This window comes from Marinomonas gallaica, assembly GCF_001639745.1.
Taxonomy (GTDB): Bacteria; Pseudomonadota; Gammaproteobacteria; order Pseudomonadales; family Marinomonadaceae; genus Marinomonas; species Marinomonas gallaica.
Genome location: NZ_LTAX01000023.1, coordinates 41,643 through 55,214, shown reverse-complemented (window position 1 = coordinate 55,214; position 13,572 = coordinate 41,643). Strand labels below are relative to the sequence as shown.

General features: G+C 45.6%; 12 protein-coding genes. 5 read left to right on the top strand and 7 right to left on the bottom strand.

Features of this window, described 5'->3' with window-relative positions; genetic code table 11:
• Nucleotides 1-1,023: 1,023 nt before the first annotated feature.
• The gene (locus AYW76_RS16245) at nucleotides 1,024-2,226 is read right to left on the bottom strand and encodes an EAL and HDOD domain-containing protein (protein ID WP_067223050.1); all 1,203 of its coding nucleotides are present in this window, start codon (nucleotides 2,224-2,226) and stop codon (nucleotides 1,024-1,026) included.
• Between the two features lie 161 nt (nucleotides 2,227-2,387).
• Here AYW76_RS16245 and ilvD point away from each other — a divergent pair, with 161 nt between their 5' ends.
• The 3 genes from ilvD (at nucleotide 2,388) to AYW76_RS16230 (ending at nucleotide 6,410) form a co-directional block, all read left to right on the top strand.
• Nucleotides 2,388-4,232 carry a dihydroxy-acid dehydratase gene (gene ilvD / locus AYW76_RS16240; protein WP_067223047.1) on the top strand — a complete coding sequence of 615 codons (1,845 nt, stop codon included), beginning with the start codon at nucleotides 2,388-2,390 and terminating at the stop codon, nucleotides 4,230-4,232.
• A gap of 72 nt (nucleotides 4,233-4,304) precedes the next feature.
• Nucleotides 4,305-5,147, top strand: a complete 843-nt coding sequence (locus tag AYW76_RS16235; protein ID WP_067223043.1) for a 23S rRNA (adenine(2030)-N(6))-methyltransferase RlmJ — start codon at nucleotides 4,305-4,307, stop codon at nucleotides 5,145-5,147.
• 39 nt (nucleotides 5,148-5,186) lie between these two features.
• A complete protein-coding gene (locus AYW76_RS16230) occupies nucleotides 5,187-6,410 on the top strand; it encodes a PAS domain-containing protein (RefSeq protein ID WP_067223039.1) in 1,224 nt (407 codons plus the stop codon).
• Between the two features lie 51 nt (nucleotides 6,411-6,461).
• Here the strand turns inward: AYW76_RS16230 and AYW76_RS16225 are convergent, their stop codons facing one another.
• Entirely contained in the window at nucleotides 6,462-6,881 is a 420-nt protein-coding gene (locus AYW76_RS16225; RefSeq protein ID WP_067223036.1) for a secondary thiamine-phosphate synthase enzyme YjbQ, read from the bottom strand.
• A gap of 5 nt (nucleotides 6,882-6,886) precedes the next feature.
• Entirely contained in the window at nucleotides 6,887-7,387 is a 501-nt protein-coding gene (gene folA, locus AYW76_RS16220) for a type 3 dihydrofolate reductase (RefSeq protein WP_067223032.1), read from the bottom strand.
• 98 nt (nucleotides 7,388-7,485) lie between these two features.
• On the opposite strand from folA, the gene AYW76_RS16215 reads away from it, so the two are divergent.
• Entirely contained in the window at nucleotides 7,486-8,337 is an 852-nt protein-coding gene (locus tag AYW76_RS16215) for a thymidylate synthase (protein WP_067223028.1), read from the top strand.
• 78 nt (nucleotides 8,338-8,415) lie between these two features.
• Here AYW76_RS16215 and lgt read toward each other — a convergent pair whose 3' ends face one another.
• From lgt to AYW76_RS16200, 3 genes are read right to left on the bottom strand one after another with little or no spacing between them, the layout of a single operon-like run.
• Nucleotides 8,416-9,213: a prolipoprotein diacylglyceryl transferase gene (lgt, locus tag AYW76_RS16210; protein WP_067033685.1), complete on the bottom strand. Its 798-nt coding sequence runs from the start codon at nucleotides 9,211-9,213 to the stop codon at nucleotides 8,416-8,418.
• A gap of 22 nt (nucleotides 9,214-9,235) precedes the next feature.
• A complete protein-coding gene (gene ptsP / locus AYW76_RS16205) occupies nucleotides 9,236-11,524 on the bottom strand; it encodes a phosphoenolpyruvate--protein phosphotransferase (RefSeq protein WP_067033682.1) in 2,289 nt (762 codons plus the stop codon).
• A 36-nt stretch (nucleotides 11,525-11,560) separates the two neighbouring features.
• Complete coding sequence (locus AYW76_RS16200; RefSeq protein ID WP_067033679.1) at nucleotides 11,561-12,061, bottom strand: RNA pyrophosphohydrolase; 501 nt, start codon at nucleotides 12,059-12,061, stop codon at nucleotides 11,561-11,563.
• 134 nt (nucleotides 12,062-12,195) lie between these two features.
• On the opposite strand from AYW76_RS16200, the gene AYW76_RS16195 reads away from it, so the two are divergent.
• A complete protein-coding gene (locus AYW76_RS16195; protein WP_067033676.1) occupies nucleotides 12,196-12,861 on the top strand; it encodes a histidinol-phosphatase in 666 nt (221 codons plus the stop codon).
• A gap of 59 nt (nucleotides 12,862-12,920) precedes the next feature.
• Here the strand turns inward: AYW76_RS16195 and AYW76_RS16190 are convergent, their stop codons facing one another.
• Nucleotides 12,921-13,421, bottom strand: a complete 501-nt coding sequence (locus tag AYW76_RS16190) for a hypothetical protein (protein WP_067223025.1) — start codon at nucleotides 13,419-13,421, stop codon at nucleotides 12,921-12,923.
• Nucleotides 13,422-13,572 lie beyond the last annotated feature (151 nt).

The following is a 13,572-nucleotide window of genomic DNA, read 5'->3' as shown; positions in this document are numbered from 1 at the left end:
AAAAATCCGATTAAGAATGCTTAATCGGATTTTCTTGGGCTATTTAACTTAATGCAATCCTTAAGTGAACAGCATTAGCCAATGGCTGCTTTTTTTATGCCTTCACCTCTGAATAGCAGGCAAAGAAAAGGGCAACCTAGGCTGCCCATTTTTTTGCTCTAATCCGTTAAAGCGCTCTGTCCGTGAGTATGCGACTCCATGCCGTCAATCCATAACGTGCCGTACTTGGCTCTTTAACTCAATCCGTCGAGTTTGAATGTCCTGTAAAATCCGTCTTTGAGCAGCCCGCTCTCTAATCCTATCTCCGACAAAGCTCCAAGCTTTGCTGCACTTCTATGTGCTTCTCAATCCTTGAGTTCCCTTTGGATAAGCTAAATGTACAGTATCTGATGCGAGATGCAAACATATCGAAATCCACAAAAAACAAAATATTTACATATAAATCAAATGTTTACCGATAATACGAAATGATATTTCCATTAATCCGAGTGCATTACAGAAACACCCTACACCTATGTCAGACAATCCCTACAAAACAAACGTTTTGTTATAACAACGATAAACATAAGAGGAACAGAGGAATATGACGCAGACAATAAAAAGGGCAGCCTAAGCTGCCCATTGTTATGCTTTAAGTCCTTTAAAGCACTCATCCAGTGAGTCGTTATCCGTAACGCCCCATCCCTGAGTTCCGCCTAACCTTGGCAATATGACCCTAATCCGTTGAGCATTAATCCTTCATATAAAATCCGTCTAAAAGCATCCGTCGCCGCTCCATTTTATCCCACAAGGCTCCCTTCCTTGCTGCACCTCTATGTGCCACTCAATCCTTGATTTCCGTCTGGATGAGCTAAATATATCCGAATCATGAAAGAATGAAAAACACACAAAACTTTAATAAAAAAAAAAACCACTTTAAATTCAAAAAGATATGAAAAAACCTAACACACCTTTCCAACTTTCTCGCAACATTTCAGAAACACCTTACAGGCATGCAAGAATATCCTTACAAAATATCAAGTCTCAAAAGGTAGACTTAAAGCCTTCCACCCACTTCACTGCTTCAGCATAGGTTTCAGCCAGCGTCTGTAAGTCATCTTCTGACTTAACAATGCGATTTTTTTCATAAGATTCAATTAAATCTAACGTGTAGCCAACGCGGCCTGAACGTTCGATGATGGCATTAGTGAATTCTAGCGGTAGGGGAAGCTCAGATAGCACGTCGTCTAAATTGATGCCGACACAGACATCAATCATCGACAACATGCCGGCTAAAAAATAGCGGTCTTGATTGGCATATTTCTGCGACTGCGCAAACAACTCAGCATGTTTAGCTCGTAACAGCACTTGTCCTTGTAACACTTCTCGATCCGCCGTCATCTCTGACATTAATAGAAGGTTAGTTATTGATTTAAGCTGCTCAGTACCAATCAAAGTAATCGCTAAACGCAAAGAATCGACTGAAGCGACCAGTCCCATAATAGGAGAGTTAAGATATTTGAGGAGTTTGTGAACCAGCCCTATATCTTGACCTACAATATTTTCCAGCTCACCAATCGACATATCATTGGCACGCATGAGCGACGCCATCAATTGCAGTAAGGTCATTTGATTTACACTGGACGCTTTTTTTGAAATAGATTGGGGCTTTTCAAAAAAGTAGCCTTGGTAATAGTCTACTTCAAGCAGTTTAGCAAAATGATAGTCCTCCCATGTTTCGACTTTTTCGGCGATGATCTTCACCTTAAAAGGACGCAAAGCTTCCACTTGCTGGTGAAACTTATCTTTGCCTAACGCGAGAATGTCGAGTTTGACGTAATCAGCCAGCTCAACAAACGGCGCCAATTTTGGCTCAAAAACAAAATCATCCAAAGCAATTTTAAAACCGGCTTTGTTCCAGCGGCGCAGGGAGGCTAATAACATGGCATCAAAACCAGCATCTTCAAGAACTTCAATGACCGTATGTTCTTTTGGTAGCGGTACGCCACTTGGATTAATAAGATAAGCGCGAGGAAAGTTAATAAAAGCTTTTCCAGTACCGACAATGTTTTGCATCCCAAGATCGAGCAAACAGGCACTAATCACTTGCGCTGTCGCTCCAACTTGATCATAGACATCAGCATTCATTGCTTGAACATCACGGCGATACAACAGCTCATAGCCAAACGTAGACAGTTTATTGTCTACAATCGGTTGTCGAGCGAGCGCGACATTGTGATACATCATACGTTCAACTACCTTATTTAACGTTAACCGTCATATGACCATAATTCAGACGAAACTAGCTACTATTTACGCAGTATATTGCTAAATTTCGCTTTGGGCGAGGGCAATAAACTTGGTAACATGAGCTCATAAAGAAAGCAAAATAAATTGTGGGGATACAAATGCCAGAATACCGCTCCAAAACTTCTACTGGCGGCCGTAATATGGCCGGCGCTCGTGCGCTATGGCGTGCAACCGGAATGAAAGACGATGATTTTCAGAAGCCAATTATAGCAGTGGTCAACTCTTTCACTCAATTTGTCCCGGGTCATGTACACCTTAAAGACATGGGTCAACTGGTTGCTCGAGAAATTGAAGCCGCCGGCGGCGTAGCGAAAGAGTTTAACACTATCGCTGTCGACGACGGTATCGCCATGGGTCATGACGGCATGCTTTACAGCCTGCCATCTCGTGACCTGATTGCAGACTCTGTTGAATACATGGTTAATGCCCATTGCGCCGATGCGATGGTTTGTATTTCAAACTGTGACAAAATCACACCTGGAATGTTAATGGCCGCCATGCGCATAAACATTCCGGTTATTTTTGTATCTGGCGGCCCAATGGAAGCGGGCAAAACCAAACTGTCCGAGAACAAGCTTGATCTAGTCGACGCCATGGTGATCGCTGCAGATCCAACGGCGACAGATGAAAAAGTAGCCGAGTACGAACGCTCAGCATGCCCAACGTGTGGCTCTTGTTCTGGTATGTTTACCGCCAACTCAATGAACTGTCTAACGGAAGCGCTTGGTCTAAGTCTACCGGGCAACGGCACGACATTAGCAACGCACTCTGATCGTCGCGCTTTATTTTTAGATGCCGGTCGCCGTATCGTCGAGATCACTAAGCGTTTTTACGAAAACGATGAAGCAAACTGGGCACCTCGCTCCATTGCAAGCTTCGAAGCGTTTGAAAATGCGATGACGCTAGACATCGCAATGGGTGGATCAACCAACACCATTCTTCACTTGTTGGCACTTGCCCGTGAAGCAGGTGTTGACTTCACCATGAAAGACATCGACCGCCTATCCCGCAAAGTACCTCAACTTTGTAAAGTGGCGCCAAATTCGCCCAAATATCACGTTGAAGATGTGCACCGTGCTGGCGGTATATTTGCTTTACTGGGTGAGCTGGATCGTGCTGGTATTTTACACAACCAATGTCACACAGTGCATTCAAAAACCATGCTCGAAGCATTAGAGACATGGGACATCATGCGCTCACCTACGCCAGAGATTATGGAGTTCTACAAAGCAGGGCCTGCTGGCATTCCAACGCAAACGGCTTTTAGCCAGTCCACTCGTTGGCCATCTCTTGATGGTGATCGTGCAGAAGGCTGTATTCGCTCGATTGAAAATGCATTTTCCCTCGAAGGCGGCTTAGCCGTGCTTTATGGCAACATTGCTCTTGATGGTTGTGTTGTAAAAAGTGCTGGTGTAGACGAATCGATTCTTGTGTTTGAAGGCCGTGCTCATGTAACAGAGTCTCAAGACGAAGCGGTTAAGAACATTCTGGATGACAAAGTGGAAGCGGGTGACATTGTCATCGTTCGCTACGAAGGTCCTAAAGGCGGCCCAGGGATGCAGGAAATGCTTTACCCAACGTCTTACATCAAGTCAAAAGGACTAGGCAAAGCCTGTGCTCTTCTAACAGATGGTCGTTTCTCTGGTGGCACATCAGGCCTATCTATCGGTCACGTTTCACCTGAAGCGGCTGCAGGCGGTGCAATCGGTCTCGTTGAAAATGGCGATCGTATTTTGATCGACATTCCAAACCGTACCATCAACGTTTTGCTATCTGATGAAGAATTGGCCCACCGTCGTGCGGCAATGGAAGCAAAAGGTTCTGAGGCGTGGAAACCTGTTGAAGAACGTCCACGTAAAGTATCAACAGCATTGAAAGTGTACGCACACTTTGCAACCAGTGCTGACAAAGGCGCAGTACGCGATCTAGACCAACTAGACTAATCCTCGCTTAACACCACAAAGCCGCACCTTAAAAAGAGGAGCGGCTTTTTTAATTATATTGGACCCTATGCCATGCTTAGTTATCGCCATATTTATCATGCAGGCAATCACGCCGACATTCTTAAGCATTTAGTTGCCAGCCAAGTCTGCCAACATCTAGTTAAAAAAGAGGCTCCGTTCTTTTATTTAGACACGCACGCGGGAATCGGCTTGTATGAATTGGCATCGGATCAAGCGCAGCTAAACCATGAATACGACACCGGAATAAGCCGCTTAATTGAGCGTAATGATTTACCTGAGCCTCTTGAATTGTTTATTGATATCGTCAAAGATCTCAACCCAAAAGGCCAATTAAAGGTCTACCCTGGTAGCCCGATGGTAATTGATCACTATCTGCGTCAGAAAGACAAAATGCATTTATGTGAACTGCACCCAAACGACTACCCAAAACTTGCTGCACTTTTCCCTAAAAAAAGAATCGCAAATGTGGTAAAAGATGATGGTTTTCTTGCCGTAAAATCCATGCTTCCACCGCCACAAAAACGTGGCTTCGTATTGATGGATCCACCCTACGAAGTGAAAAAAGATTACCAGACTGTCGTCAAAGCTCTTGAAGATGGTTACAAGCGTTTCTCTCAAGGTACCTTTGCAATCTGGTATCCTGTGTTGGATCGACGCCAAGCAGATCATTTGCTTAATGCGGTGGCGGCGACCAAAATTAGAAATACGTTATTATTGGAACTGAATATTCGCGGGACGGAAACCAAGCGCGGTATGGCAGGCAGCGGCATGATTGTCGTTAATCCGCCATGGACCTTGGAAAAAGAAGCCCAAGCGTTTCTTCCCTATTTGCGCGACGTACTGGCAGAAGACGACGATGCGCACTTCCAACTACGTTGGATTACACCTGAGTAAGGCTCGATTGGCGAGCACACGACTTGATAAGGAGTCTTTATGTCCATCCCGTTTACCAGCGCATTTCATCACATGCCCACACCCGCGTTTATCGCACAGATCGACAGTGGCGAGATCGTTGCGGCTAACGAGAGCTTAGAGAATCTATATCTAAATGTTGGCGCAGCTCGCCAAACTACGTGGCAATCGTTAATGAATGACAGCGAAAGCGATCTAGCGAGCATCGTTCATAAGATTCAACGTGGTGAAGTCGAGCGATTAAGTACCAAACTGGAAGTCGGTGATCGCTTCATTACCGCTGAAATCACATTAACAGAACTTGATGATCGACATGTGCTCGGATATATCTCACACACCGAGCACTTGGATTTCAGTGTCGCGGAAAATACTTTATTAAAGTTTGCGCTGACGGAGTCTTCCGCTGGCATTTGGATGTGGGAAGTCGAGGAAGATACCATTTCATGCTCGCAATCGATCGCATCTCTACTCGGCTGCTCATTGGAGAACACACCTCACAGCAGTCAAGCTTGGCGTGAACGCATCCATCAAGATGACTTGCCAAAGATGACACGAACGGTTGAAGAACACATCAACCACAAACAACGCTATTACGAGTCCGAGTACCGTATTCGCCGTGCCAATGATGAGTTCATTTGGGTACGAGAACGTGGCCGCACTTATAGCCAAGGCCCTCAAGGGGAAGTGCTTAAAATCATTGGCTTTATTGAAGACATCAGCCCTCAGAAAGCCCTTGAAGAGCATTTACGTGCTCAAGCAACCTTCGATGAACTGACTGGGTTATTGAACCGTGGTGCAGCGCTCACACATTTCACCAAACAGTTGGGGCTTGCTCGCCGTCAATACACACCATTAACCATGGCGAAAATTGATTTGGACGCCCGTGGTTTGTTGGCAGACATGCCATTAGAAAAGCGTAATACCGCTATTCATACAACAGCACGATACATCTATAAAAAGATTCGTGAAGCCGATATCCTTGCGCGCGTCGCTCACGACAAACTGTTATTACTGCTACCGAATACCAGCTTGAAAGACGCTCAGAAACTGATCAATGACTTTTTATTACCTCGTGAAGAAGAACAGAAAGTATTGGAATTCAGCGACAGCAGTCATTTAAATCTATGCGTCGGTCTAGCGACTTTCCCAGAGGATGGCGAAACCATTGAAGAACTGGCTCAGAGCGCCAACTCTGCTGTAGAAAAAGGCCGAACGACAGGTGTTTCTATTTCCATAGCAGAATAAAAGACACACCTATAACAAGGGGCTCACGCCCCTTTACGCTGCGAAAACATTTTATTCACCCTGCAATGTCAGCACGAGCGTACGCGCGCCACCGTGGTTACGATGCTCACACAGATAAACCCCCTGCCAAATACCCAAGTTCAGATCACCTTGCGTCACCGGTATCGTCAAGCTCGACCCTAGAATACTGCTCTTAAGGTGCGCAGGCATATCGTCGCTGCCCTCATACGTATGCTGATAGTAAGGTTCATTTTCGGGCACTGCGTGATTAAAGAAACTCTCAAAATCCACACGTACCGTCGGGTCAGCATTTTCATTAATCGTCAATGACGCTGAAGAATGTTTGATAAAGACATTTAACAGCCCTAGTTTCAGCTTTCTTAGCTCCGGTAGCTGACGCACTATCTCATCAGTGACCAGATGAAAGCCTCGCTTGCGTGCGGCGAGCGTTACTTCTTTTTGAAACCACATACCGATTAGCCTTGTTGATACACACTGAAACGGTAGTCATACGGGTTAGGCCCTTCTGCAGCAAACGACTCTTCGCCTATTTTCTCGTAATTGTCCCAATCTACTTCGGGGAAAAATGCATCGCCGTTAACCTCGGCATCCACATGAGTAATATACAAGCGATCCACACGTGGTAAGGCCAGTGCATAAATTTGTGCGCCACCAATGATCATCACTTCTTCGTGACCGTCTATTAAACAAATATCTTCGCCCAGCTTGATGGCCGCATCCAGCGACGACACCACATCCACCCCATCAGGTTGGTAATCTGGATTACGGCTGATGACGATATTTCTACGCCCAGGTAAAGGCTTGCCAATGGACTCATAAGTGTTACGACCCATTACAATCGGTTTACCCATTGTCACTTGCTTGAAGTACTTCAAGTCATTTGGCAAATGCCAAGGTAACGAATTATTGATCCCGATTACACGGTTGGTCGACATAGCAACAATAAGTGACAGCATGTTAGCTCCAGATAAATTGGATAGTGTCGAAAACTCTCAGAGCTTTCTTAGATCTGTTATAATTACCACCATTTTACCCCAACAAAGGCCTCAATTACATGAAACAGTATCTCGACCTTTGTCATCGTATTATTGATGAAGGTGAATGGGTAGCGAATGAGCGTACAGGTAAGCGTTGCCTAACCGTGATCAACGCAGATCTCACCTACAACGTTGGCGCAGGTGAATTCCCTTTAGTCACGACACGTAAGAGCTACTGGAGGTCAGCCATTGCAGAGATTATTGGCTACCTTCGTGGCTACGATAATGCCGCAGATTTTCGCGCCTTAGGCACTAAAACCTGGGATGCTAATGCCAACGACAACCAAGTATGGCTCAACAATCCATACCGTAAAGGTGAAGACGATATGGGGCTTTGCTATGGTGCGATTGGCCGTAATTTCCCAAAACCAGATGGCGGTTCAGTTGACCAACTGCGCCTAATCGTTGACGACCTTAGCCAAGGCATCGACAACCGTGGCGAAATCTTCACCTTCTATCATCCGGGTGCATTGCACATGGCGTGCCTACGTCCATGTATGTACAGCCATCACTTTTCATTGCTAGGTGATACCCTCTACCTAAATAGCACACAACGCAGCTGTGATGTGCCACTCGGGTTGAACTTCAATATGGTTCAGGTCTACTTCTTGTTAGCCATTATGGCGCAGATTACAGGCAAAAAGCCGGGTAAGGCGTACCACAAGATCGTGAATGCTCACATTTACGAAGATCAGCTTGAGCTGATGCGTGACGTGCAACTAAAACGCGAACCACTGGCCGTGCCAACCTTCAAAATCAATCCAAACATCAAAACCTTGGAAGATCTTGAAACGTGGGTCACATTGGAAGACTTCGAGCTAGAAGGCTACGAATATCACGAGCCAATTGCCTACCCATTTTCTGTGTAGCTATATTTTCTGTGCAGCATTTAGCACAACTAAAAACGCCGCATCATGTATGCGGCGTTTTTGGTTTCAAAGACAGGTTTACTTTTGCGGGTAACGTTGCAGCTTATAGCCAACAATCAGTAGGCCAACACCTAACAACACCATTGGCGTCGACAGTATTTGACCTTGCGTTAACCAACCAAATGCAATGTAGCCCAACTGCGGATCAGGCTCACGTACAAACTCGACCAGAATACGGAAAATACCGTAAAACAATAGGAACATACCGGACACACAATAACGCGGCTTTTGTTTCTGAGAGAAAAACCACAGGATCGCAAACAACGCGACACCTTCAAGCGCGAATTGGTATAACTGAGATGGATGGCGCGTCAGTTGCAGCGGATCCCCAGGGAAAATCATCGCCCAAGACACGTCAGTCGGTTTCCCCCAAAGCTCACCACCGATGAAATTACCTAAGCGGCCCAATCCTAGCCCAATAGGCACAAAAGGTGCGACAAAATCTAAGATATCAATGGTGTGTTTTTTTGTTTTTCGGGCAAACATCCACATCGCGAATATCACACCTAACAACCCACCATGGAAAGACATGCCGCCTTCCCATATACGGAATAGCATCAGTGGATTATCTAGGAACGATGGAAACTGATAAAACAGAATATACCCAATACGTCCCCCTAGTATGACCCCCATCGCACCATAAAAGATCATGTCACTGACTTGCTCGGAGGTCCATAAACCATCAGAGCGTTTAGCACGATACACACCTAAGTAATAAGCTGACACAAAGCCTATAAGGTACATTAATCCGTACCAATGAATGGCGATGGGGCCGAGTGAAACCGCTATCGGATCGATATCTGGGTAGGCAATCATAAAAAGTCTTTCGTTGATGTTGTTACTGAAGAGCGGCCGTTTTAGACGGACGAATGAGTCGTTCGACCCCCGCTTCGCGGACGAGTTTCATCATGGTCTGACGTACGGCATCAGAATGCACCAATGGCAGTACTTGATGCAACATATCTTGCGCTTGAGCCATACTGAGCTTGCGTAAGACTGCTTTGACTTTTGGTAAGCTTGTTGAACTCATCGACAGGGTGTCGTAACCCATTGCCATGATTAAAATCGCGCCCAGTGGATCCCCCGCTAACTCGCCACACACACTCAACTTAACACCCTCACCTCGAGTACGTTCGACAATGTCGGCTAAAGCTCGAAGTACCGCGGGGTGGAATGTGTGGTACAAGTTCGCCACGCGAGAGTTATTACGGTCTACCGCGAGCAGATACTGAGTTAAGTCGTTACTACCCACAGACATGAAATCGACCATTGCCGCTAACTCTTTGGCTTGATAAACCGCACTCGGCACCTCAATCATCACGCCCACTTGTGGCATCACCACATCAAAGCCTTCTTCTTTCACTTCAGCATAAGCACGTCGAATCAACGCTAAGGCTTCTTCTACTTCGGCCACATTGGAAATCATCGGCAACATAATCTTCAAATTATGCAGACCTGAACTGGCTTTGATCATGGCACGAATTTGCGCCATAAATATTTCAAGATGGTCCAGCGTAACACGAATACCGCGCCAGCCCAGAAATGGGTTTTCTTCTTTGATTGGAAAATACGGCAGCGCTTTATCACCACCAATATCCAATGTTCGAATGGTCACTGGTGCCGGGGCAAAGCCTTCAAGCTGCTGACGGTAAATTTGCTCTTGCTCCGCTTCAGTAGGGAAACGATCGCGAATCATAAAGGGCACTTCGGTACGGTATAGACCGACACCTTCTGCACCTCGATCCAAAGAGCGGTTAACATCTGCCAATAAGCCGGTGTTCACGTATAAGCCTATACGCTGACCATCCAAGGTTTCGCATGGCAGATCTTTAAGTTGCTCGTACTCACTTTCAAGCTCACGCTCTTCATCAACAATTTGCTGATAACTATCGATGATTGCTTCCGAAGGATAGGTAAAAATCTGACCAGAGTAGCCATCCACGATCATGTCGACTTTATCAAGCTTCGTATAAGGTAAGTCGACCGCCCCCATTACCGTCGGAATGCCCATAGCACGCGCCAGAATTGCTACGTGAGAACTGCTTGAGCCCATCACAGACACTAAACCTTTAACTTTTTCGAGCGGGTATTCACCCAGCATCGAGGCCGTCAACTCTTCACCTACAAGAATCACTGGCCCAGTGATCTCTTCACTAACATTGGTCGTTTTTTCTTGTAAGTGAGATAAGATTCGACGCCCTAAATCTCGAATATCCGTTGCGCGCTCGCGCAAGTAAGGGTCTTCCATCTGCTCGAATACTGAGATGTGAAGCTTAACGACCTGACGCAATGCCCCAGGTGCCCAGTTGCCTTCTTCAATCTTACGGACGATTTCAGCAGCAAGAGAGTTATCATCGAGAATTTTCAAATACACATCAAACAATGCTTTTTCATCAGTACTAATGTGCTGACTTAAGCGACTGCTGACTTTCTTAATGTCTTTACGTACCGCGCCAAGTGCCTGATAAAAATCTTCGATTTCAGAGGCAATACTTTGCGGTGTTCGATCCGGAATAACGTCTAAATCGGCAGGCGGATAAATCGCAACCGCTTTACCAATCGCCACTCCCGAACTGCCAGCAATCCCCTTGTAGCGAAAGTCTGTTCCGGAAGGTGGCGTATTCGGTGTTAAAGACATCATCGCGCCCGTTGCTTCGGCATGCGCAATAACACCTGCAAGCTGGGCTGATAAGGTAATCAGAAAGGCTTCTTCCCCCTCATCAAAGCGTCGGCGATCTTCATGCTGTACAACTAGCACGCCAAGGACTTGACGATGGTGGATAATAGGCACACCTAAGAACGAACGATAGCGCTCTTCACCAGTACCACTTAAGTAATGAAAGGCCGGGTGGACATGCGCATCCTCTAGGTTAACCGGCTCCGCTCGACGTCCCACTAAACTTACCAAACCCTCATCGGATTTAAGGCTGAGTTTGCCCGCGGCGTCCGCATTTAAACCACGGGTTGCCATTAGTACGTAATCTTGACTGTTAGGATCCACTAAGTAAATTGAGCACACTTCAGAGCGCATCGCTCGACGCACACGACGCACAATAATATCGAGCGCAGCTTGCAACGACTGAGCCGCTGTAACTTCTTGGGTGATTCGTCTCAATAAACTTAACATAAATCCTCTACTGTCTGGCGCAGGATAAAGCGAAGCTTATGCCGGCTTTTTCGTACGCTTTAACCATCTGTGTGCATTGGGAACGAGTTCCTTTAATGCACGACGATAGACATCCTTTTTGAACGCAACCACTTGGCCTAACGGATACCAATAACTTACCCAGCGCCATCCATCAAACTCTGGACAATCACTGCTATCAACACACACGCACGCATCAGCGCAGCGAATGGAAAGCAAAAACCATTTCTGTTTCTGTCCGATACATAAGGGTTTGCTATTATGACGCAGCATTCGCTTAGGAAGCCTGTAACGTAACCAGCCTCGGGTTCTACCAACGATCTCAACTTGATGTGGCTCTAACCCCACTTCTTCCTTAAGTTCGCGGTATAAGGCTTGTTCCGGTGTTTCATCCGCTTTGATGCCCCCTTGGGGAAATTGCCACGCGTTTTGTCCTACGCGCCTCGCCCAAAGAAGCTGGCCTCGTTCGTTCATCAAGATGATGCCTACATTCGGTCTGTATCCGTCTGCATCAATCACGAGGTCTCACCTTATAACTAAAATCTAATGCTCATCATTGTTCCATAATTCCGTGTTTCACACAATTAATCGGGATGTTATTTGTCAATACCGTCGTTATACTGTGCAACATAATTCAATTAATAGGTGATGCTGTGACACTGGCAATATTTGACTTAGACGGAACGCTGCTAAGCGGCGACAGTGACTACAACTGGGGACAATTCCTCGTTGAAAAAGGGTTGGTTGATACAAAACTGTACAAGGAAGCAAATGATCGTTTTTTTGAGCAGTATCAAGCAGGCGCATTGGATATTTATGAATATTTAGCGTTCAGCCTAAAGCCGCTTACGCAATTCAGTAAAGCCGAGCGTGACGCATTACATCAAGAGTTTATGGATGTAAAAGTACGCCCTATGATGCAAGAAGAAGCCTCTAAATTACTGAAGTTTCACAAAGACCAAGGTCATTTTTTGTTATTGATTACCGCAACAAATCAATTTGTAACGGGCCCGATCGCTGATTCTCTCGGTATGGACCACATTATTGCGCCTGTCCCAGAAGTGATTGATGATCAATACACGGGAAATGTCGTCGGTATCCCGAGTTTCCAAGAAGGCAAGGTAACTCGCTTAAATGATTGGCTAAAAGAAACTGGCCATTCTATGGAAGGCAGTTATTTCTACAGCGACTCTCGCAATGATTTACCTTTGCTTGAATTGGTTGAACACCCTATTGCGGTAGACGCTGACCCGACCTTAACAGAGATCGCAAAAGAGCGTGGCTGGCCACATATTTCTCTACGTGGCAATTCTCTGTAGTCTCTATCATCATAAAAAACGCAGTCGATGCTGCGTTTTTTATGATTGTTCAATACTCGCTAGCGTTCAATGCCACACTCATTAATCAGTGCTTGGGACAACGTATCACTGTTAGCGTAGAAACTTGCAGCCCTCACTACTTGCTTATTAATACTAAGCAATGAAACATGGCCCTCTTTACTTGGAAGCGTCGCAGATATATCCCCTTCTCGATCAAGCCAGATAGGATAATCATAAGTACGCATTTTAGGTACTGCCACCATATTTGAAATCAAACTCGGCATACCACTGATATCGGCAAGGTAAACTAACTTCCCTTCATCCAAACAGCTCGTATCAACTCTATCAAGCGCACTTTGAAGCACTTCTTTGGCTGACATTCCTTCTACAAACATAAGTGCCTGCATTGAATTTTGGTTTTTAAACGGTTCACCGTACTGATTCTCTATTCCTTTCAACGTTACTTTTGTACCTACTTCTAGTGGCGTTACTGTCTTGGATGCACATCCGACTAGTGGCAACATCAGCGACAAGGCAAGCAGCCCAATTAACCGTTTCATTTTCTATTACTCCGTGTAGGTGGCTTCGCCACAGGTTTTACAAACATCAGAAACTTGATTGTTGCGGATCTTAGCTTGGCTTTAAATATAGGTAAAATTTTTAGGGTACTAAACTTAGGTTAATTATTTTCAGTTAAAAGCTGGCTAAAGT